Genomic DNA, 22,018 nt, shown 5'->3' on the forward strand with positions numbered 1-22,018 from the left:
GGCCAATAATTTTTATAACTTGTAGACTTATTTCAGTAGATGTTGGGGAGTGGCGCAGTGGTAGCGCAGTAGACTGTTAATCTATTGGTCGTGGGTTCGAGTCCCACCTTCCCAGCCATTTTTTCTAAAACCACTTTTTTAAATCAATTTAAATTCTAAGTAAAATGTTGTTCCAGATGGATTGCTTTCAAAGCTAAGGTGACCGTTGAGCTTCTGCATATTCTTCTTGATGATATAAAGACCTAAACCACTCCCTGGGATATCGCTGTTATCGAATCGCTTAAACATTCCAAAGACCTGATTGTGTTTCTCAACAGGAATTCCTTTTCCATTATCTTCCACTTGAATATAAAACTTGCTCGGATCATTGAAGACATTAATTCGCACATAGGGCTCTTTGCTGTCTTTATTGGAATACTTAATTGAATTGCTGATTAGGTTATCAAGCACCTGTGTGAGACGTGTTTTTTGAACATAGAAATCTTTTCTATGACTAAAAGATCCGATAATTTTCACATTGTTTTCTTTGATGATGTAATCATACTTCTCTTGCACTTCTTTAAGATACTCATCAAAAGAAAAAACACTGAGCTCCTCATCCATAACGTCTGTTTTAGTTAACGTTAGAATGTCTTCAATGAGTTTACTTAGTTTAACCGTAAGCTTTTTTACTCTTTCAGCGTTTGCTTTCACATGCTCAAAATTATGTTCTTCCAGGTCTTCCAGGATGCAATCGCTTAGATTACCTATTGTCATAAGCGGTGATTTTAAATCGTGAGAAGTTCGATAAGAAAACTCTTTCATCTCATCAGATTTTTCCTGAATCTCTTCTTCGTTCCTTTTTCTTTCAGTAATGTCGACAATGGAGCTGATAACAAACGTTTCGTTATTTGTATAAACTGGCTGCAGGCCAATTTCCACTGGAACTAATTTACCAGACTTGTGACGGCCGAATAATTCGCGCCCAATCCCCATGGCCCTTGGAACAGGGTTGGCCACATAACCTTTTACAAAAAGTGGATGCGGTTTTTTAAACTCTTCCGGGACAAGCATTTCTATTGGCTGTCCAATAAGCTCATGCTCATCATAGCCAAATATTTCCTGAGTTTTTTTATTGGCCAGTTCAATGATTCCATTTTGGTTAATCATTAACATTCCACACGGTGAAGCTTGAACTGCTGCTTTAAATCGCACTTCTGCCTTTAGTCGTTCTGTAATGTCGATAACAGAACTCATGACATAGATTTTTCCATCTTTCTGGATTGGATTTAAACCGATTTCTACTGGAATGTTTTCGCCATTCTTTCTCACGCCATAAAGATTCCTCCCTACTCCCATTTTTCTCGATATAGGATTGGCGAGGTATTCTTTGACAAGGCCAGGATGAGTTTTTTTGATTTGAGACGGCAGGAGCATATCGAGATTTTTTCCAACCAATTCATCAGGCGAGTAATCAAATAAAGTTCCCGCATGAACATTAGCAAGCTCGATAATACTGTCTTCGTTCACTAAGAGCATGGCCACTGGACTGCAATTAAAAATGGCCTCATACACTGTCATTGAACCAGGTCCCTAAGCATGTTTTCCAGATTTTTAATTCCCGCTGGCTTAATGACATAGTTTTGAACAATTCCCATATCAAGTGCAGTTTTTTTATCTGAGTCTTCACGGGATGATGTCAGCATAATAATCGGAACTATTTTTTTAAACTCACTATAAGTTTCTCTGAGCAGTTTAAATTTTTCTAAAAACTCAAAACCATCCATAACCGGCATGTTCAGATCAACAAACATAGTATCTGGTAAACGCTTACCTGCATCTTTTAAAGCTAGTAGTGTATCGAGAGCGGCCTTTCCGTGTTTAGCAGTTTGAATTTCTGAGATAAAATCCAGTTTGTTGGCCACTCTCGAGAGAACGTATAAAAAGTCTTCATCATCATCTATAAAAAACAGCACTTTGCTCATGGGAATTCCTATCGTAATTTTATTGAATCATAAGGTTCACAATTTATATGTGTCAATAATTATTATTTTAGTGTGTATTCCTAAATACTCCTTTAAAATTAAGGCATGAAAAAACTCTCACTTGTACTCTCATTTTTAATCTTCAGTAGCGCTCACTCGGCGGCCCCTTTAAAGGTCGACTACAAAAAGATTTTCGGCAAACGCGATGGGTGTTTTATTATTTCAGATCTTAGTACAGGTAAAATCCTGGATGAATACAACCCAGCTCGCTGCAAAAAGCGATTTTCGCCTTACTCAACGTTTAAATTACCGGCAGCACTCATGGCCTTTGAAAACAATGTTCTCAAAGATGAGCACCAGATTATCAAGTGGGACGGAGTGAAAAGAAGACGCGCCGAGCTCAATCAAGACCTGACGCCTTTTACCTTTATGACTTTTTCCGCTAAGTGGGTGACCGAATGGATCATGCCTCAATTAGGCATCAAAACTATTAAAAGATATTTGCACACATTCCAGTACGGCAATGAAGACTTCTCTGGCGGTCTAAAAAATGCCTGGGTCTCTTCCAGCCTGAAAATTTCCGCATACGAAGAGTTAACTTTTGTTTCTCATTTTTGGAATGAAAAATTAGGACTCTCGAAACGAACAACAGATCTAACTAAAAAAATTATCTTCATTAAAAACTTAAGTAAAAATACAGAACTCTATGGCAAAACAGGAACTGGCTGCACTGCTGGACATGACTGTATGAACAAGCCAGATAAAATGTTTGGCTGGTTTGTAGGTATTATCAAAACTCCCTCTAAAGTCTATGCTGTCGCTGGAAATGCCTCTGATCTAACAGACGAAAAAGCGCCAGGAGGCGTGAGAATGAGAAGGGCCACCATCGACATCGCCACCCAAATGGGACTAGTAACAGAGTAATGACTCGCGCTTAATTATTTTACCCTTATCCTTGCTTTATATCAGAAATATCAATAAGATCGGCACATAACTCCGAAACGAAGGCCTTATGAAAGAGCAATTATTTTCCAAAGATTTCCACAAAAAATTACAGAAAAATGTTGAAAGAAGTTACCTCGACTTCATCGAAGATTTAAGAATCGATTTTCAAAAAGGTTTTGACACTGATGTTGTCGATCCAGATTTTCTCGATCAATTAAATGATATCGTCCACGATGAAACATTTGATACATATTCACCGCTAAAATTTTACTGGTTAAACCTAGTTGATAACTTAATTTACGTTATCCAGTTGCACGAAGAACTTCTGATTGAAGAAGACATCGATAGCGACGAACTGACTGACCTGGAAAATGAGCTTTTTAATTTCTGGAATGATTCTGAACTGGCCGAGAGTTTCTTGAACTTCCTAAATGATGGTTCACCTGTTATTGAAGTTTCAACAAACCTAATCCCACTTCTGGAAAACCAGATTGTTTCTTTCTACGTTGTTCACCTGAGCCTTTACCGCCAGGATTTTGAAGACGCTCTTATGTACCAGGTTGTTCCTGAATTAGGAGACTCTGAAAAGAAGATTTATATCACAGATAAGCACCTTCCAGTGAAGCTAAAGAAGACGCCTGAGACTTATCCTTCACTTCCTCTGCGCAAGCTTGACCCAGAAGCCAGCAAGATGGTTATTGAAGTTGACGATAAAGATGTTGAATTAAAAATTGAAGAGGCTCCAGAAGCATTAACTCTTGAAGACTCAAAACTTTATGTCCTTCCTCACTGTGAAGAAGGTGAAAAGAAAATTGATGAATTTAAAAAGAACATCACAAAGGCCCTGGGAAATATTAAAAAAGTGGCCCCACACCTTTACACAACTTTTAAGAGCTTCACTCACACCATTGTTCCTGTTAATGAAAAAGGTATCGTTAGCTACTCGATGCAGTCTCTTCCTGGCTATTCATGCTTAAACATGTTTGACCGCGACCAAATCGACTTAATGGACGATCTTCTTCATGAAAATGGACACCACTACTTGAATACTTATTTAAATCACGTTGACCTGATCAACGAAGATGACGATAAAGTTTATTATTCTCCTTGGAGAAAGGCCCTTCGCCCTATCCGCGGGATTTACCATGCAACGTTCACGTTTTTCTGGGCGATGGAGCTTTTTGCAAACCTGGATGCTGCTGCTGAAAAGAAAACGCTGACCTTCACAAAAGCTGAAAGAGTTAAGATCAAGACTCGCTTCTTAGAAGAGTATTTTATGCTGGAGTACTGCCGTCCTGACTTCACACACGCTTTTAAAAATAAGCGCGTAAATAAAGAAGGTCTGGCACTAATCAACGCGACTTATGAGCGCATTGATGCTTATAAAAAGATGGTGGATGCTGCCCTTAAAAACCTTGAGGCATTAGACACTGAGGCTTTCGTTAAAATCTCTACGCTGAAAAAAGAATTAAGCGAGACGAGAAGCCACTATAAGTTGATTTAATCTGGATTGCATTTCATTAGCAGGCATCATGTCTCCTCTTTTAGAAGCGACATCGATGCCTTTTTTATACACCTGCATGGCACGTTCTAAATTCCCACTGGCCTCGAGACTTTTGCCTAATAATAGATAAGCTGCTGAGTATTTTTCATCAAGAACAACCACTCTTTCTAAGTGAGTGACGGCTTCTTTAAAATTTTCACGATAGAAGGCCACATCACCCAGGCCATAAAGGGCCACAGTATCATCAGGATCAATTTCCAGGACCTGTTTAAACATTCCTTCACGTCTTTCGATATCGGCGTCTTTCTTTTTCTTTTCTTCGTCTAAGGCCTTCTTAAGTTTGGCCTCTTCACCAAACATTGAAAAAGACTTCACTGTTGCCAGGGCCTTTTCGGCTTCAGCTTCTTCGATTTTTCCAAGCTTCATCAAGAAAAGCGATTTATTTGTGTGGGCCATAACTGAAGACGGTTTTACCTTTAAAAGTTTATCCATCCAACCGATAGCTTCTTCATAACGCTCTTTGCGCCCTAGAATAACTCCGATGGATTCAAAAGCATCTGAGTGTTCCGGATTAAAAGCAATCGCCTTTTTCATAAAATCCATGGCCGCTTCAACATTTGTGGCCTGGAATTCTTCTACGCCTGCATGATAAAGCTCTTCAGCGATATCCTGGCGTTTTTGTTTTTTATAAAATGGAAGATAATGAACCGTCGCCGTTAGAGTTTGCCCCCCGACTGTTACAGGTATCTTCTTTCCCTCTACGCGGAAGTCTCTAAAAAGGCTTGCAACTACAATATTATTTTTTTGGTATTGGATTTTTCCGGCTTTTTTATCTTCAACAAAAAAGTCGCTGCCACTTTCTAATGGAGCTTCTGAGCTCATTTCCAAAATCACCGGGTAATAGGCGGCTCCGCGGTTATTTTCGATTTTAGCGACTGTTTCCTGCCCTAAAAAACATCCTTTCTTATAAGAGATGGCGATCTCATTTAAGTAAGAGTCATTCACGAAAAAAGAGTCATCAACATCTTTCTTCCATTTTGGATAACCGTTTAAAAAACGAACTTCTTCTAACTCAGACTCAGAAGCAAATGGAACACCTGCAATAGGAGCTGTTGATAATGAAGTATTAAGACCAGCATAATTGAAACGGAAAAGCGATTCATCGCTTTCGCCGAGATAGTAATTAAAATGCAAATAGACTTTCTCATTAAGCGCTTTAAGCTCAACGTCGTCCATAATAATAAACTTGTTAAAATCCGCCAGCACCGATTCCACTAATTCATTTTCACAAAGAAGTAGCAGCTTATCAGCTAAGCGGGCAATGGTGAAAAAAGACTGAACTTTTCCAGTGCGGTTAAGTCTTGCTGTCAGCTGGCCTTCGCCGATTTCCAGTGCATGAAGGTCATTAGTGACCTGACCTTGGAAAAAAGTTTCGCGGTCAGCTCCCGTGACTTCAATCAAAGAGTAGCCGCGAAGTTCAATTTGAGTTTCGTTAAAACGGATTGATGAAAGATCGGCTTTCATAATTAGACAGAGAACGATTCGCCACAACCGCAAGTATTAGTTGCATTTGGGTTATTGAATACGAAGCCTTTTCCGTTAAGGCCATCTTTAAAATCCAGCTCAACACCTTTAAGGTAAATTGATGACTTTGGGTCAATCAGGATTTTGATGTCACCGAAATCGAGAATATTGTCTTTTTCTTTTTTCTCAGAAAATTCGATTTTATATGACAGTCCTGAACATCCGCCACCAGATACACCTAAACGAAGTCCAGTATCAAGGCCCTTTTGTTCCTTTTGGTAGATTTCGCGAATATGGTGAAGTGCTTTGTCTGTTACAGTGATAATTTGTTCCATAAAAACCTCGAACAAGAGACCCCTTTTATCGGGTATTTCCCTCTGTTATTATCATATTATAGCATAAATACCTAAGAATGTTTTTCCCCTAGTTTTGTGATTTTCTATTCATGAGATATTATTTAGTTAGAGAGGGATTTTATGGCCGTAATTCTATTAATCAAGACCGAGGACGGGCAAGTCACAGAATTGCCAATACTTAACAAAGTCGTGATGGGGCGTTCGAGCTCGAGTGATTACAAAATTGTCGACTCAAAAATGTCGAGCAAACACTGCTCATTTGAAATCACAGGCAAGGGCGAAGTTCTTTTTTGCGACCTGGGTTCCACCAATGGTTCGTACATAAATAACAGTCAGGTTCACCAAACCTATGTTCGTATCAATGATGTTATCCGCATTGGAAATACTCTCATTAAAATTGACGACAAAAGACTCTCTCCAACTGAAAGATTAGCTATCGGAAGCACGCAACTTAGAAATAAAAACGACAAGACTCTTCCAGCGCTGGGAAGCCTGCGCCCGAATGGAACGAACTCTGTCGATAATCCTGAGCGACCAGGCGAACCAAAAGGTGAAGCTCCAAAAAAGAAGACAGTTGTTCTTGGGAAAAATATCAAAGAGAAAAAAAGGCCAGTGAATCACTGGGCCGGATCTGCTGACACTGTTATTGAACAGGAAGAAAGCACTGGGCACACCAAGTTTTTAAAGCTCGACAAAGATAAAACGAAGAAGAAACCTTAACCTTCGCTCTCAGCTATCCAAATAGGTTCTTTAATGTGTTTTTTTGCGTTGATAAAACGCGAGAGCATAAAGAAATAATCCGACAAACGGTTAATGTAAGTAAGCGCCTTCTCTGGCACTTCCCCATTATGGGCATCTTCAAAATCCACCATCTGTCTCTCAATTCTTCTGCACACTGTACGACAAACATGAAAAGCGGCTGCGGCCGGATGACCACCTGGTAAAATAAAATGCTTTAATGGTTCAAGATGCGCATCCATTTCATCAATTTCTTTTTCAAGTTTTAAGATTGTGCCGTCTTTAATCTGTGGAAGTTTAAACTGCGCTCTTTTTTCTTTTTCACAAGCTAAATTGCTTCCAAGATCAAAGAGCGAAGATTGAATTTTTCGCAATAGGGCCTGATCAAAGTCTTTTTCCAATAAAGACATCGCCATACCGATGTGAGAATTCAGCTCGTCTACTTCGCCGTAAAGATGAATGCGTGGATCACTTTTTTTAATACGTGTTCCTCCAACTAGACCAGTCGTTCCTTTATCTCCTGTGCGTGTGTAGACGGCTGCTTTTTTCATTACATGTTCCTGCGGTATTTACCACCAACTTCATAAAGAAGGTTCGTGATCTGCCCAAGGCTGGCGTAGTTAACAGTTGTCAGAAGCTCTTCGAAGACGTTTCCGTCTGTCAGGGCCACTTCTCTAAGGCGTTTTAGCGCCTCTTCTGATTTATCTTTATTTCTTTCCTTGAACTTGTTCAGGCGATTGATCTGATCCATTTTTTCATCGTCTGTACAACGAGAAATTTCGATCTCTTTGGCCATCTGCTCTTTAATATTTGGAGCAATGTAAGTATTAACTCCAATAATCGGGAACTCTCCTGAGTCTTTTAAAGTTTCATAATAAAGAGACTCTTCCTGGATTTTTGATCTTTGGTACATTGATTCCATCGCTCCAAGAACACCACCTTTATCAGAGATGTTTTCGAATTCTCTTAGAACCTGCTCTTCAACGATCGCTGCGAGTTCTTCAACGATGTAGGCCCCTTGAACCGGGTTGTCCGTCTTGTTCATACCGAATTCACGGTTGATGATCATCTGGATGGCCATCGCACGTCTTACCGACTCTTCTGTTGGCGTTGTAATCGCTTCATCGTAAGCATTGGTATGAAGTGAGTTACAGTTATCAGAAAGAGCTAAGAAGGCCTGTAATGTTGTTCTGATATCGTTGAAATCGATTTCTTGAGCGTGCAGAGAGCGCCCAGAAGTTTGAACGTGGTATTTAAACTGCTGCGATTTTTCGTTCGCGCCGTATTTATCTCTTAATGTAACTGCCCAAATCTTACGAGCGACACGACCCATAACTGTGTATTCAGGGTCTAGACCGTTAGAGAAGAAGTATGAAAGGTTTCCTGAGAAATCATCAATCTTCATTCCACGAGACAGGTAGTACTCAACAAACGTAAATCCGTTTGAAAGAGTAAAGGCCATCTGAGAAATCGGATTAGCTCCCGCTTCAGCAATGTGGTAACCAGAGATTGAAACTGAGTAATAGTTTTTAATCGCGTTTCTGCAGAAGTATTCCTGGATATCTCCCATCATTTTGAGAGCGAATTCTAAAGAGAAGATACAAGTGTTTTGGGCCTGGTCTTCTTTTAGGATATCTGCTTGAACTGTCCCGCGCACTTGTCTCATGACTTCAACGCGTTTTTCTTGATTCCAGAAATCATCACCTTTTAATGCTTGTTTCATAGCTGTGTTCATGAAAAGAGCAAGGATGATTGGAGCTGGTCCGTTGATGGTCATCGACACAGATGTTGCTGGATCAATAAGGCTGAAGCCTTTATACAGGTCTTGCATGTCATCTAACGTTGCAATTGAAACTCCGGCCTCTCCGATTTTTCCGAAGATATCCGGACGTGTATCTGGATCTTCTCCGTATAAAGTGACCGAGTCAAATGCTGTTGATAAGCGTTTTGCATTGTCGTCTTTTGATAAGTAGTGGAAGCGAGTGTTTGTTCTAAGTGGCCCGCCTTCTCCGGCAAACATTCTCTTTGGATCTTCATCGGCGCGCTTGAATGGGAAAATCCCAGCGGCAAATGGGAAATGTCCTGGAAGGTTTGAGTTTTTAATAAAGCGGTATTTATCAACCACTGAATTAAATGTCGGGTACGCGACTTTAGAAACATCATTTCCTGAAAGCGATTTGTATTTTGTTTTAACTTTGATTTCTTTTCCACGAACGAAGTAAGAATAAGTTCCAGATTCGTACTGAGCGATTGTTTCATCAAGAACTTTTAGTTCAGCAAATGCTTTCTCTGGAATTGACGCCTGAACTTCTGAAAGTTTAGAAGCAATATCTTTATTTCCATTAAGAAGCTTCGAAACAATCGTTAGCGCTTCGTAGTCTTTTAATTTTTCCGCAATCTCAACTGCTTCACGGTTATAAGCGCGCACAGTTCCCGCGATATCGCGCAGGTAAAGAGATCTTTCTGGAGCGATGATTCTCTTTTTTTCAGTTGGAGCTTTATCGCGCTTCATTGATTCAAGGTTTTCGGCCTTCACGTTAAGAGCTTTAACGATATCGTAGAAAAGGGCGTTGACACCAACGTCGTTAAACTGAGAGGCCATTGTTCCATAGATTGGAAGTTCATGGTCTTCGCGAGCACCTGGGTGACCAGCGAATTCCTGGTGGTTTCTTCTGTATTGTTTTCTAATGTCTCTTAGAGCGTCTTCAGAGCGAGGTTTTTCAAACTTGTTTAGGACAATGAATGTCGCCGCTTCAAGCATTTCGATTTTTTCCAGCTGAGTGGCTGCTCCGTATTCCGGAGTCATAACGTAAATGCACTTGTCTGCTACTTTTGTGATTTCATCAGAGGCCTGACCGATCCCTGATGTTTCAACCAGGATTAAATCAAACGGCTGAGACTTTAAGAACGACACAACGTTTTTAATTTGCGGTGAAAGTTCTGTATTTGAATCTCTCGTTGCAAGTGAACGAATATAAAAATTATTGAAGCTTGCACTTCCTAAACGGATACGGTCTCCAAGAAGCGCTCCCGATGTTTTCTTTTTTGTCGGGTCTACTGAGATAAGTGCGATCTTGCAGTCTGGAGAATGGCGGTAGAAACGAAGTAGAAGTTCATCGATAAGAGACGACTTACCTGCTCCCCCTGTTCCCGTGATACCCAAAACCGGAACTTTTCCTTCCGCGAATTTTACCGGAAGCTCTCCGTTATCTTCGATGGCCGTAATGACTTTTGAAATCTCTCTTTTTTCTAGTTTCCCAAGATTGAACTTTGAGAAGTCTACTCCCTCAAGAGTTGAAGTGTTGGCCCTTTCAATCATGTCATCAATGATTCCGTTTAGACCAATTTCCATCCCATCTTGTGGAGAATAAATGCGCGTGATCCCGCGAGAGTGCAGAAGCTTAATTTCTGAAGGAGTGATAACTCCACCACCACCACCAAAAATCTTTACGTTTTTTGCACCTGCAGCGTCCAGAAGCTCTCTAATATAAGTAAAATACTCAACATGTCCGCCCTGGTATGAGCTTAATGCCACAGCGTGGACATCTTCTTGAAGGGCCGCATCGACAACCTCTTGCGCTGAGCGGTTATGCCCTAAATGAATGACCTCTACCCCCTTGGATTGAAGCATTCTTCGCATAATGTTGACTGATACGTCATGGCCGTCAAAAAGGCTGGCGGCGGTTACAAATCTAAGTTTTTTCATAATCTCACTCTATCTCTAGTTAATCTAATAGCGAAAAGGGCTAATTTGGGTTATAATATGGGGATATTTATTAACACAAGTTACATGATTTGGGTTTGCTATGAGCACCGAAAATACAGCAAATAATACTACGAATGAAGCCGATGAAGCGACTATCGTAGAAAATCCATTCCACACGGCCCGTCTTAAGCCTAAGAGAAAAGGTAAAAAACCACCTAAACTCCTAGCTATCGTTCACCAATCTGGCTGTACTGGGTGTGAAGTCTGTATTCAGGGATGCCCTGTAGACTCAATCGAGCTAGTTCCGGGACCAAACCCGAACAACCCTCAATTCAATCAAACGGTAGAGATTGACCTTGCCCGCTGTATTGGATGCCAAAACTGTTCTCAAGACTGTCCTTGGGAAACAATCATGATGTACGAGCACGACGACGCTTTCACAGCTTGGTCGAATGAGACACTTAAGTCTGAGCTTTACATCGAAGAAAGCAACTTAGAAGAAATTAAGAAAAAGATTATCGGTTAATTTTATTTAGCCCTTAGCCTTAGCGAGCAATCGAGTCGATAGCCGGCAGGTTTTCCTGTGGCGAATACTCTTGTCCTGTTCTTCTTTTTTCTGCACGTTTGATGTTATTGATTGAGGCCAGGTTCTTTTTCACTGTCAGCAGACAACTCTTTAATGAATCCATTTTTACACAAATACTCTTGGCCTGCTCAATAGCGCTCTCCATCGCCATGCTCGCCACTCCTCCGGCCTTTAAAACCGCAATCCCACGGCTCATACTATCGTAAGATCCATCAGCGACAGTTCCCGCTGTCATAATCCCTACGCAAGACTGGTAGTTCTTTTCGATCGCCAGTTTATTCTCCATAAAGGCCGAGACTGATTTTCTATTGGCCTCTGCTACTTTTTGGAAAAGGTTTTTCACCGACTGGAACTCGGGACTAAATGTCGAGTGAAGCATTGAAACCATTTTATAGCTGGAAAATTTATTAATCGTATCTTCTTGTGCTTCAGCGGCTTCAGCGCACTCATTATTTTCGCGATCAAGTGTAGTGATGATTTTCTTTAAGTTCTTTTCTCTTATCTCTTTCTGGCAACCGGCAAAACAAATCATCCCTACTTCTTCTAAATTGCGGGATAGACTTCCTAGTGCCGTAAGAATAATTTTTGTACTCTCAGCGTCCAGATCACCTTCTTCTGCATGAGCTGGTGTAATGAAACGATCAAACCAAGAAGTGGTTTTTGGAAGTCCGAAAGTGCTTTTGATAACCAGGCGATTGTTAATATAGATTTGATCATTGAGGTAATTGACGATTGAAAAGTGGATGGTATTTTCCTTTGCCTTAAACTGATAAACCTGGGCCTTTACTTTTTTAATCGCAGGCACACCCACATCTTTACTGGTGTTATAGTTTTCAATTCCGTGATGGAAATCATCAATAGTTTTTTTGGTTAAATAATCGAGGGTCTCTTTTTCAACATCCGCAGCAGATGCTGAGAATGCAGTTACTAAAACAATCAACCAAAGTGAAATGTACTTAGTCATAACAGGACTCCCTCGATTCCTTCCGGAATGGTACTACAATCATTGTACTTGAATTTGATGAATTATTATAACATTGGCACTTTTTCTCCACCTAACTAAATCCTAACTTATGGGATTTCCATTCATCTTTAAAGTTATTGTAGACTGACAACCGCCAACATCAATTACTTTCTTTAGATAAACTTAAATTTAGGATTTCAAACTTTGCCCCGATATGACTTTGATCAGATTTTATAAAACGATTTTTTCTAACCCCACTACGGAGTACAAGATGTTTCTTTTTAATTGGATGAGATCAAAAAGTATTCGTTTCCGTATCTTTTCATTAATTGCTTTTCTACTTCTTCCTGTTTGCATTCTTGTGCAATTTTTTATTCTTCCAACATTCGAAGATAAAATTTATGAAGGAAAAAGAGAAACCACTCGCTATGCTGTAGAGCTGGCCATTGGGACTATTTCAAAATTTTATCAGGACTTTAAAGACAACAAGATCACAGAAGCCGTGGCCAAAGAAGAAGCTCTCAAGGCCATAAAAGCTCTTCGCTATAATGAGAAAGAGTATTTCTGGATCAACGACATGAAGCCAACAATGATCATGCACCCGATTAATGAAAAACTCATCAATCAGGACTTGAGCGGGAAAAAAGATGCTAATGGGAAACTACTGTTCGTTGATATGACTGAAATTGTAAAAAAGGATAAGGCCGGATACTTAAAATACTATTGGGAAAGACCAGGTGAAACGATCCCTGTTCCAAAAATTTCTTACGTAAAAGGGTTTGAGCCTTGGGGATGGGTTGTTGGGACAGGTGTTTACGTTGATGACGTAGTCGCTGAAGTTCGCGCAGTCACTATTAAGGTGTGGACAGTCCTGGCTTCAGTTCTAGCTGTTGCCGTTATCCTGGTTACGCTTTTTTCAGGTTACTTAACGAAAACTCTTATTACTGTTTCAAGCAAAATCAATCACGGGGCGCAGGCCTTCAGAGACTCTTCGACAAGTATCAATGCTTCAAGCTTAGAAGTTTCAAGCAGAACAGATACCTCTGCGGCCGCTCTTCAGCAGACTTCAGCAAGTCTTGAAGAGATTTCCAGCATGATTAAAAAGAGCTCGGACAACATGGCCACTCTGCAAACGATTGCTCAGGCAAGTAAGAGCAACGTTAATGTCGGGAAAAAATCCCTACAGGAAATGATGGATAGTTTAAATACCATCAATGAAAACAACAAAAACATCAATCAACAGGTAGAAAATAGTAATAACGATATCGCCAATATCGTTAACCTGATCCACGAGATCTCTGATAAAACAAAGATTATCAATGACATCGTTTTCCAGACAAAACTTCTTTCTTTTAACGCTTCTGTTGAGGCGGCAAGAGCAGGAGAAAATGGAAAAGGATTCGCTGTTGTTGCGGAAGAAGTTGGTAATCTGGCAACTATGTCGGGGAAAGCTTCTGAAGAAATTTCACAAATTCTTTCTAAATCGACAAATAGAGTTCAAGAAATCGTGACTAAAACGAAAGCGAACATCGCCCCTCTAATGGATGCTTCAGTTAAAAACCTTAACCACGGGTTTGGAATCGCTGAAGACTGCTCTAAAACTTTCGATTTGATTGTTACTGATTCTGAAACCATTAACTCGATGGTTGGTGAAACATTCGTGGCCTTCAAAGAACAGAACATCGCCGTTGAAGAAATCACCAAAGCGGTAACAGACCTGGATCTTCTGACTCAGCAAAATGCCCAATCTGCAAAAAGCAACGTGGAGCACGCCGAGTCTCTGACAAAAGAGGCCAATGACCTGGGTGAAGTAACAGCTGAATTAACTTATATCATTAATGGCCGCGCTTCGTAGTCTGGTAACAGACTGTTGCCAGCGAGGCAAAGAATAAAGCAAGCGAGATTATCTGCGACGTCGAAAGGTGATACCAGTAGACGCCGCGGATGAGATCTCCGCGAAAGAATTCCACCACAAATCTTAGTAGTGAATAAATGAGAAGGTAGCGAGTCACGATAAAAAGGTTGTCTTTTTTCTGCTCGACCCATTTCAATGTCATGTATCCGATGGCAAAAAGCCCAAACGCTTCATACAACTGCACGGGATGAATCCATTCACCATGCATATGCACGGCCCAGGGAAGATCGCATTGAGTTCCATAGCAGCAGCCGGTAAAAAAACAACCTACGCGGCCAACAGCATGTCCAAAAACCAAACCCGGAACAAGGTATTTACTTTGTTCGAATGGAAACTGTTTTAACCAAAGTGAGTAAATGAAATAAAAAAGCAGCCCGAAAATCAATCCGCCGTAAAAGACAAATCCTCCACCTAACCAGAAGTTGTCATTGGCAATGTATTGGTAAACTTTGTTTCCGCTAGAAACTGCTAGGAAAAAAACCTTTGCTCCAATCCATGAAGTGATAAAAACTCCGGCAAAGAGTTTAAATAGAGGGGCCGAATCTAATTGGTGCTTTTCCAGTAAGTAGCGAGTGAGATAAAAGCCAATCCCCCATGCCAACCCCATAAACAAGGGGTAAGCATAGAGTGTAAAAAAGCTGGATTCAAACAGTACGGGTAACACTGTCGTCTGTCTTTTTGGCCGCAAAAAATGTTTCATAAATTAGAAGAAACGCGGCAATGGTAATTGAACTGTCGGCGATATTAAACGCCGGAAAGTGATGAGTTTTGTAAAAGAAATCCAAGAAATCCACAACGTAGTTCATGCTAAAGCGGTCAATCAGGTTTCCAACAGCACCAGCAAAAATCAAGCTATAAGCAAGACACTGAATCTTATGCGTATTTCTCGTCGTCCAAATTAAATAAATCAGCCAAAGGCAGGCAATAACCGGCACACCAAAAAATAGCGGAATGCGAATGAAGTCATGCGAATAACCAAACATCCCAAAAGCAGCACCTGGGTTTCTCACGTAAGTGAAATGGAAAAGTCCTTCAATAACCGGAACAGTTTCACCGAGGTAAAACTTTTGTTGGACGATAGCTTTTGTGGCCTGATCTCCAATGATGATCGTAGAGATCAGGATACACATTTTATAAATCATATTCATGAGAACAACTTATCCGTTAACGTAATCTTTTGCGTGAATTTCGTATTTTTCAATTTTTCTTAAAAGCGTCTTCTTAGGAATATTCGCCTTTAATGCCGTTTGGTTAATCTTCCCTTTATTTTGTTTTAGGGCCCAGATAATGAACTCTTTTTCAAAAAGATCTTTGGCAACCTGGAAGTCCATTACCATTTCTTTTGAAACGAGGACACTGTTAAATGAGAAACTCTCAGGTTCACGGTCCACTTCATCACTCTTCATATCGAAGATTGAATCCTGGATGCCCTCAACGTCAATCATCATGTCTGAGTTATCTTCCGGCTCCGGCACTTTCGTTGGAGACGTCATTTTCAAGCTTGATGGAAGAGATGGGGCCTGGATCATATCAGAAGATTCGATAATGAACGCGTGCTCAATAACGTTTCTTAGCTCTCTAATGTTTCCCGGCCATGAGAAGTTTGTTAAAAGGTTTTTCGCCTCTTCACTTGCTCCCTTGATATTCAGACCGTGAACGTTGTTGAAGTACTTGATGTAGTAATCAACCAGGTATGGGATGTCTGATTTTCTTTCTCTTAATGGAGGAAGATAAACAGGTAGAACGTTTAAGCGGTAGAATAAGTCTTCGCGGAATGTCCCATCAGCAATCATTTTTTCAAATGGCTTGTGTGAAGCTGCAATGACACGAACATCAACTTTGATGTCGCGGTTAGATCCAATTGGAGTAAAAGTTTTTTCCTGCAGAACGCGCAGAAGTTTAACCTGCATTGTAGGGCTAATATCCCCAATTTCATCCAAAAACAGCGTTCCTCCGTCAGCGAATTGGAATTTACCAAGCTTTCTTTCTGAAGCTCCAGTAAAGGCCCCTTTTTCGTGACCGAATAGTTCTGATTCAATTAAGTTCTCAGGAACAGCGGCTAAGTTGATCGTTACGAACTTAGCGTCTTTTCTTGGACCGTTAAAGTGAATCGCACGGGCAACAAGCTCTTTACCTGTTCCAGATTCACCACGAATCAATACTGGCGTATTAACTTTTGCCAGCTTGTCGATAACGTTAAAAACTTTTTGCATAACATGTGATTCACCAACGAATTGATCATCACCGCCAAGAGAAAGTCTTGGAGATGAGAACATTGATGTTTCAACAAGTGAGCGGGCCTTAAGAGCACGCTTAATAAGTGCAACCAGGTTCTCTGACGAGATTGGCTTTTCAAGATAGTTATAAGCCCCTTCCTTAACAACTTTTACGGCGTCACCGACGTTTGAGTAAGCTGTCAGGATGATAACGATTACCGATGGATCGACTTTTTTAATTTCAGTTAATGCTGAAATACCGTCCATCTCTGGCATGTTTACGTCCATGACCACCAGATCGTATTTTTCTTTATAGACTGCGTGTAGTGCTTCTTTCCCGTTGTTGGCAACATCAACAGCAAAGCTATGGTAAAGCAGGGCCTCTTTTACTGAGTCCTGTAAAACCTTATCATCATCAACAACTAACACTCGATGCATTGTCTTCTCCTGGAGTTAAATCCTTTGGTCTATTTTACTATTGATTTACTAATTTAACTAAGAATTTCGTCTCTTTGCCCACTATTGAGTCAACGGAGATCGTTCCGCCGTGTAGCTCTACGAAATATTTTACCAAATAAAGGCCCAGACCGGTCCCTTTGATTGAATGGTTTGCATCATTTTTTATCCGATAAAACTTCTCAAAAATGTTAGAAAGCTCTTCGGCCGGGATTCCCACCCCATTATCTTTGATTTCAATATAAACCCATTTCTCATCGTCCCAGGTCTTCACTTCGACAGTCGTTCCCGTCCCGGAATATTTAATAGAGTTTTCCACAAGGTTTGAGATCACGCGGGTAATCAGGTTTACATCCATTTGAATTGGATAAAGAGGGGCCAGCTCTTTTTTCACCAACACCTGTTTTTGGTTGGCACTGAAGTTCAAATCCTTCACAACTGTTTCAATGATTGAGTTAATATCTTTTGAAACTTTATTCAATCCGAAGTTACTCGATTCAATTTTTGTCAGATCGAGAATTGATGAAATGAATTTGTTAAGTTCTTTAGTTGAATCAATAATAAGTTGAGACTTTTCGCGAATATCCGGATTCCCCGAGTTTTGCGTGTATAAGTTGTCAGCAACACCGGCGATTTTTGCAACCGGAGTTTTTAAGTCGTGACTCATAAGAGACAGGAAGTTTTGTTTTAGCTTTTCTACCTGCTTTAATAGTTTTGCTTCCTCTTGAATCGCAAAACGGCGCTGGTATTCACCAATCGCTCTAAACGGAATCCAGATGTAGTAAACCACGAAAACCGTCACCACCAGGTGGGCCGTATAAAGCCACAATCCCATAAGCACAAAAAGCAGATAAGAGATAATCAAAATAGACGCCAAGACCAAGAGTGTGATGATAAGACCGTCTTTTGGCTTTAGCCTTGAAATCAAAATTGATAGAACAATCGCGACAATAAAGGCCAGGATATTCGAAACCGTTCTGGGAATCATCTTGATCGTTTTATTCTGGATAAAAGAATCGATAATTGAAGCGTGAATAATAAGCTTGGGCGCTTTGTACTCTTCTAAGTTAAATGGCGTCAGGTAAAAATTATCACTTTGAGAAATGTAGTTGGGACCGATTAAAACGATCTTATCTTTAAAAATCTCTGGAGAGAAATTCCCTACAAGTACACGGTGATAAGGAATTGTTTTGTATTTAAATTCGCTATAAACCGGAGAACCTGAATACCTAAAGAGAACAAAATTCGCATCGGCCTCATCGTTATAATAAGCCCCAAGAACGTCAGACACGTTAAGCGCCGGCTGTCCTCTCATTTGTCTAAATTGATTGGCCGTCAACAAGTGAAGACTCTCTTCACCAGAGACGTTAAAGATCGCGCGTCGAACGACATCATCTTTAGCAAAAACACTATTGTCTATATTGAGTTGAGCTAATGAATAATGAAACTCGCGAAGCCCTCCAGGGGGAAGCTCTTCTCCTCTCACCTCATCAATTTCTGTTGCGAAATTGACCTGGCCGCCTTTTGTTGAAAAATCTTTTAACTTCGTTTTAAACTCATCAAAGTATGGATCACTTTCGCCAGATGGCTCCGGCATTTTTACAAAATAGTCTACGATTTTAGGACCAGACTTCAGGACTTTTTCCAAAAAACGCGAGTGTGTGGCATATGAATAAGGATAGATGTCGCCTAGATAGTCATCACTTTCCTCATCGAGAGTGACAATCACAATTTCAGGTGTCGGCCTTGTCCCGAAATCCCAGCGGACTTTTAAGTCGTAGATGATCGATTCAAAAGAGGCCAGTGGGTATTGAAAGAGGATGGTAACGAAAATAAGTGTGAAAAGCAGTGGATAATAATCCGAAAGATCGATATTAAGTTTTTTAAACTGCATTTTCATAAATTAATTCGCGCTTAAGGCCTTCATGCGGGCCTTGATATCTACAGTTTTAAAAAGAAGATTACCAAGAACCTCTTCCGTAGAGTTTTTAGTATGTGAAAGCTCAGCTAAGGCCAGGGCCCCAATCGTTTTTTCATTAAAGCTCGGCAAGTGACTCACTTTAAAAAGAGCTGCGATATAGTCTTTTCTAAGCCCCTGCATCTTACCTACTTCCTGATCAAAAGCGATGACCGCTTTTTCATTCTCATACATCAAAGTTTTAATACTGAATGCCGGGTAGAAGAAAATTTCAAAATTGCGTCTGGTGCGAGAAGAATTAAAGAAAGCGCGGGCCAGATAAACAGGTGAATAAAGCACCAGGAAAATCAGCGACACCAAGGTGCGGTTTTTAGCTTCCTTGGATTTAATCTTTAACAAAGAAGCATAGATCAAGCTGTTAAGCTCATTTCGTGAGAACTGAGAGTAAATATTTTTTCCGATAATCAAGGCCGGTTTACCGAAATACGAGTCTGTGTAATAAACATTATTAACGAAAGCATTAGACCAGTAGACTTTGACCTCATTGATACTTAAATGGCAGCAGAAGTTTTTAACCTGATTGATAAGAGACTCATCATCCGTTACATAACGGGCCTTAGCGAAAACCAAAATCAGCTTCTCTCCCCACTTTGAAAAAAGAGCTATAAGGATAACGGCCAGAAGGATTCCTCCACCTAGTCCGTAAGTCAGGCTCAATAACAGCCCCAGGAGTGCAAAGCTCAGAATAAAGAGAGATAAGATAATGATTAAATACCTGTAACGAAAAATAAAAACTCCCTAAATTAAGTTTATCTTGATGTCATTATTACACTGCTATTCATAAATTATAGACAAAAATCCGGGCTAGAGCTATAAGGCAAGCAAGTGCATTTTTGAAAGGGTGGGGATTTTTAGGCGCTCTATAAGGCTCCGATATTAAAGGGGTTTTCACGACGCGTCTCTCGTATTTTTCGGATTTGTGGTAACAATGTGGTGATTTCGAGTCTTATTACTTGGGGGAGCTCTATATGAAATTTGAACGTCTTCTTTTTGGTACAGCTGGTGTACCGAACTCTACGCCAAAGAAAAATAATCCAATCGACGGAGTTAAGCAAGTTCACGCTTTAGGCCTGGACTGTATGCAACTTGAATTTGCTCATGGTGTTCGTATGAAAGAAGAAGTGTCTTCTGGATTACGTAAGGTTTCTTACGAGCTAGGAATTCCTTTAACATCACACGGCCCGTACTACATTAACTTGAACGCTCGCGAACAAGATAAAATCGATTCATCTGTAGAAAGAATCATTCAAACAGCAAAGATCTCTGATCTATGTGGAGCCGAGTCTATGACTTTCCACGCTGCTTTCTACATGAAAGATTCTCCTTATGATGTATTCGACCTGGTTCAAAAATCACTTAACGTGATTGAAGAAAGACTTAACCGTCTTGATATCCAGATTGAGCTTCGTCCTGAGCTTACAGGAAAGACATCTCAATTCGGTTCACTTGAAGAGTTAATTGATTTAACAAAATCAGTTTCTTCATGTTCACCATGTATGGACTTCTCTCACCTATTTGCTCGTACAAACGAGTACAACACGTACGAAGAATTCTGTACTGTACTTAAGAAGTTAAAAGAAGAGCTGGATCCAAATGCTCTTCAGAACATGCACATTCATATCTCTGGGATTTCTTCGAACTCTAAGGGTGACTTAAAGCACCTTAACCTTGAAGACTCAGACTTTAACTGGCGCGATTTACTTCGTGCGCTTAAAGATTTTGACTGTCGTGGATACGTCATCTGTAACTCGCCAAATCTTGAAAAAGACGCGAAGATGATGAAAGACTTCTACCTAGGTCTATAATTAAATTGCAATAGCGGTCTGAAGAAATTTAGGCCGCTTCTTCTTGTGACTTTTCCAGATTCTTCTTTTCAAAAAATCCTCTGAACCACTTCACATGATCCCTAGAAACTTCTTCCGGAAGATAGATTAATTTCACTCCACTGTCCTCTTTCACCAGCGCCAGGTTTGATTGAATCCCTGTCAGCTCTGAGAAAATATCCAGTAGGAAATCCTGGTCAAGAGATTGATCGACGTACACGACGTCTTCTGATTTGATGTCTTTAAAGATCGACCAGTTCGATGGGAAATCCAGAACTGATTTGTTGTAAACTAAACGGTAGCATTTACTTCCTGATTGGAACGTAAGCTCGCTCATTCTCAGGTCGTGTTGAATGAGATAATCACTTAGAGAATTGAAATCAACTTCGTTAAGTTTTCTTTCAAAATAATTTCTCAAATCCACAACGGCATTCGGCTGATCCTTATCTGGGGCCTCTGTGTAGGTTTCAGAAATTAATTTGGAAATTAATGTGTCATCATTACTCATGCCTGACTTTTCGGCACTGGCCCAGGGAAAATTAAGAGACTAACTAAAAAGGCCTCTTTCTAGGCAAACTTTGTACAAGTCCGACCAATCCAGTTGGATATCCGATTTCTTTTCTTTAATGAAATCAAGGCCAATTCCGCGGTCATAGGTTGATGTGAGGGTCGCCGGGTGGGTGAAGCTGATTCCTTCATAATCGGCAACCAGTTTATAAGTCGCTTTAGGATCCAGTCCATCAATGAGAGTTTCGGCATCTGCTCTCGTCACCAGGGCAAAACAGCTATTTTCATCAATATTAGTAATGTGAACATCAAATCCACCTTCACCATTAGTGCCTTCAATTCTTCCTTTAAGTTGAAAGCGCGACTCTTTTTCCAGGTCGTTTTCAGAGAAGTTCGGATTGTAAGAAGCCTTGGCAATTTCCAGCTCCCACGTTACAAAAAAGTAGAAAGCAAAGATGAGGTAAACGAAGTTTAATCCCAGGATGAGCTTATTAAAGGTCGCGGCCAGCATAATAAAGTTTTTAGCAGTAATAACCCCAAGGCAAAAAAGCAGCATTTTATCTGAGTGTTTTTTGACCGTCACAATCATATAGAGAGTGATCGCAGTTAAAACCAGAATGAAAGAGTGATTTCCTAAAAAGCTTTTTACGCCATCCAAAGAAATAAGCGAAACACCTTTAGAAAGCGAGTAAATCGCTTGGAGATAGATCAGGGAAAAGATCAAAAACAAGATCAAGTTTCTATGTTCGTAATTTCTTCTTAAAATTTTCATCGCTTATTGAGGAAATTTTATCCCTTGCCGGAAGCCTGGCAAGAGGTTTGCTATTATAGTACCA

The 22,018-nt window shown here is 40.3% G+C and carries 20 protein-coding genes and 1 tRNA gene; 7 read left to right on the forward strand and 14 right to left on the reverse strand.

Annotated elements, in window-relative coordinates:
* Positions 1 to 43: 43 nt before the first annotated feature.
* A tRNA-Asn gene (locus tag AC6JA8_RS18740) sits at positions 44 to 118 on the forward strand.
* Positions 119 to 138: 20 nt separating this feature from the next.
* Here the strand turns inward: AC6JA8_RS18740 and AC6JA8_RS18745 are convergent.
* Together AC6JA8_RS18745 and AC6JA8_RS18750 are read right to left on the reverse strand one after the other, a co-directional pair.
* Positions 139 to 1,560 (reverse strand): PAS domain-containing sensor histidine kinase, encoded by a 1,422-nt coding sequence (locus AC6JA8_RS18745; RefSeq protein ID WP_497975132.1) that lies wholly within the window; start codon positions 1,558 to 1,560, stop codon positions 139 to 141.
* Positions 1,557 to 1,964 (reverse strand): response regulator, encoded by a 408-nt coding sequence (locus tag AC6JA8_RS18750; protein WP_497975133.1) that lies wholly within the window; start codon positions 1,962 to 1,964, stop codon positions 1,557 to 1,559. Before AC6JA8_RS18750 ends, AC6JA8_RS18745 begins: the two co-directional genes overlap by 4 nt.
* Positions 1,965 to 2,069: 105 nt before the next feature.
* Between AC6JA8_RS18750 and AC6JA8_RS18755 the strand changes: the two genes are divergently transcribed.
* A complete protein-coding gene (locus tag AC6JA8_RS18755; protein ID WP_497975134.1) occupies positions 2,070 to 2,888 on the forward strand; it encodes a penicillin-binding transpeptidase domain-containing protein in 819 nt (272 codons plus the stop codon).
* Positions 2,889 to 2,976: 88 nt separating this feature from the next.
* Positions 2,977 to 4,413, forward strand: coding sequence for an aKG-HExxH-type peptide beta-hydroxylase (locus AC6JA8_RS18760; RefSeq protein ID WP_497975135.1), 1,437 nt, complete (start codon positions 2,977 to 2,979; stop codon positions 4,411 to 4,413).
* Here the strand turns inward: AC6JA8_RS18760 and AC6JA8_RS18765 are convergent.
* On the reverse strand, positions 4,378 to 5,937 hold the full coding sequence (locus AC6JA8_RS18765; protein WP_497975136.1) for a tetratricopeptide repeat protein: 1,560 nt from the start codon (positions 5,935 to 5,937) through the stop codon (positions 4,378 to 4,380). The two genes, AC6JA8_RS18760 and AC6JA8_RS18765, sit on opposite strands and share 36 nt — an antisense overlap.
* A 2-nt stretch (positions 5,938 to 5,939) precedes the next feature.
* The gene (locus AC6JA8_RS18770) at positions 5,940 to 6,272 is read right to left on the reverse strand and encodes a HesB/IscA family protein (RefSeq protein WP_102245338.1); all 333 of its coding nucleotides are present in this window, start codon (positions 6,270 to 6,272) and stop codon (positions 5,940 to 5,942) included.
* Positions 6,273 to 6,413: 141 nt separating this feature from the next.
* Between AC6JA8_RS18770 and AC6JA8_RS18775 the strand changes: the two genes are divergently transcribed.
* The gene (locus AC6JA8_RS18775; protein ID WP_497975137.1) at positions 6,414 to 7,013 is read left to right on the forward strand and encodes an FHA domain-containing protein; all 600 of its coding nucleotides are present in this window, start codon (positions 6,414 to 6,416) and stop codon (positions 7,011 to 7,013) included.
* Here AC6JA8_RS18775 and AC6JA8_RS18780 read toward each other — a convergent pair.
* Positions 7,010 to 7,582, reverse strand: a complete 573-nt coding sequence (locus AC6JA8_RS18780; RefSeq protein ID WP_497975138.1) for a cob(I)yrinic acid a,c-diamide adenosyltransferase — start codon at positions 7,580 to 7,582, stop codon at positions 7,010 to 7,012. The genes AC6JA8_RS18775 and AC6JA8_RS18780 overlap by 4 nt on opposite strands.
* Positions 7,582 to 10,737 (reverse strand): fused isobutyryl-CoA mutase/GTPase IcmF, encoded by a 3,156-nt coding sequence (gene icmF, locus AC6JA8_RS18785; RefSeq protein ID WP_497975139.1) that lies wholly within the window; start codon positions 10,735 to 10,737, stop codon positions 7,582 to 7,584. Before icmF ends, AC6JA8_RS18780 begins: the two co-directional genes overlap by 1 nt.
* Before the next feature lie 100 nt (positions 10,738 to 10,837).
* Between icmF and AC6JA8_RS18790 the strand changes: the two genes are divergently transcribed.
* Complete coding sequence (locus tag AC6JA8_RS18790) at positions 10,838 to 11,263, forward strand: 4Fe-4S dicluster domain-containing protein (protein ID WP_102245342.1); 426 nt, start codon at positions 10,838 to 10,840, stop codon at positions 11,261 to 11,263.
* A gap of 19 nt (positions 11,264 to 11,282) precedes the next feature.
* Here AC6JA8_RS18790 and AC6JA8_RS18795 read toward each other — a convergent pair whose 3' ends face one another.
* Positions 11,283 to 12,287: a hypothetical protein gene (locus tag AC6JA8_RS18795; protein WP_497975140.1), complete on the reverse strand. Its 1,005-nt coding sequence runs from the start codon at positions 12,285 to 12,287 to the stop codon at positions 11,283 to 11,285.
* A gap of 271 nt (positions 12,288 to 12,558) precedes the next feature.
* On the opposite strand from AC6JA8_RS18795, the gene AC6JA8_RS18800 reads away from it, so the two are divergent.
* Positions 12,559 to 14,142 (forward strand): methyl-accepting chemotaxis protein, encoded by a 1,584-nt coding sequence (locus AC6JA8_RS18800; protein ID WP_497975141.1) that lies wholly within the window; start codon positions 12,559 to 12,561, stop codon positions 14,140 to 14,142.
* Here the strand turns inward: AC6JA8_RS18800 and AC6JA8_RS18805 are convergent.
* Genes AC6JA8_RS18805 through AC6JA8_RS18825 form a run of 5 tightly spaced genes read right to left on the reverse strand, consistent with a single transcriptional unit; the run spans position 14,123 to position 19,509 of the window.
* Positions 14,123 to 14,809, reverse strand: coding sequence for a prolipoprotein diacylglyceryl transferase (locus AC6JA8_RS18805; RefSeq protein WP_497975142.1), 687 nt, complete (start codon positions 14,807 to 14,809; stop codon positions 14,123 to 14,125). The genes AC6JA8_RS18800 and AC6JA8_RS18805 overlap by 20 nt on opposite strands.
* Positions 14,810 to 14,846: 37 nt before the next feature.
* Positions 14,847 to 15,350 (reverse strand): signal peptidase II, encoded by a 504-nt coding sequence (lspA, locus tag AC6JA8_RS18810; protein WP_102245346.1) that lies wholly within the window; start codon positions 15,348 to 15,350, stop codon positions 14,847 to 14,849.
* Between the two features lie 9 nt (positions 15,351 to 15,359).
* Positions 15,360 to 16,856: a sigma-54-dependent transcriptional regulator gene (locus AC6JA8_RS18815; protein ID WP_102245347.1), complete on the reverse strand. Its 1,497-nt coding sequence runs from the start codon at positions 16,854 to 16,856 to the stop codon at positions 15,360 to 15,362.
* A gap of 37 nt (positions 16,857 to 16,893) precedes the next feature.
* Positions 16,894 to 18,774, reverse strand: a complete 1,881-nt coding sequence (locus AC6JA8_RS18820; RefSeq protein ID WP_497975143.1) for an ATP-binding protein — start codon at positions 18,772 to 18,774, stop codon at positions 16,894 to 16,896.
* Positions 18,775 to 18,777: 3 nt separating this feature from the next.
* Complete coding sequence (locus AC6JA8_RS18825; protein WP_497975144.1) at positions 18,778 to 19,509, reverse strand: hypothetical protein; 732 nt, start codon at positions 19,507 to 19,509, stop codon at positions 18,778 to 18,780.
* A gap of 311 nt (positions 19,510 to 19,820) precedes the next feature.
* Between AC6JA8_RS18825 and AC6JA8_RS18830 the strand changes: the two genes are divergently transcribed.
* Positions 19,821 to 20,657 (forward strand): TIM barrel protein, encoded by an 837-nt coding sequence (locus tag AC6JA8_RS18830; protein WP_102245350.1) that lies wholly within the window; start codon positions 19,821 to 19,823, stop codon positions 20,655 to 20,657.
* 28 nt (positions 20,658 to 20,685) lie between these two features.
* Here AC6JA8_RS18830 and AC6JA8_RS18835 read toward each other — a convergent pair whose 3' ends face one another.
* Both AC6JA8_RS18835 and AC6JA8_RS18840 read right to left on the reverse strand, forming a co-directional pair.
* Positions 20,686 to 21,183: a hypothetical protein gene (locus AC6JA8_RS18835; protein WP_102245351.1), complete on the reverse strand. Its 498-nt coding sequence runs from the start codon at positions 21,181 to 21,183 to the stop codon at positions 20,686 to 20,688.
* A 39-nt stretch (positions 21,184 to 21,222) separates the two neighbouring features.
* A complete protein-coding gene (locus tag AC6JA8_RS18840; protein WP_497975145.1) occupies positions 21,223 to 21,954 on the reverse strand; it encodes a hypothetical protein in 732 nt (243 codons plus the stop codon).
* Positions 21,955 to 22,018 lie beyond the last annotated feature (64 nt).

This window comes from Bacteriovorax sp. HI3, assembly GCF_059738875.1.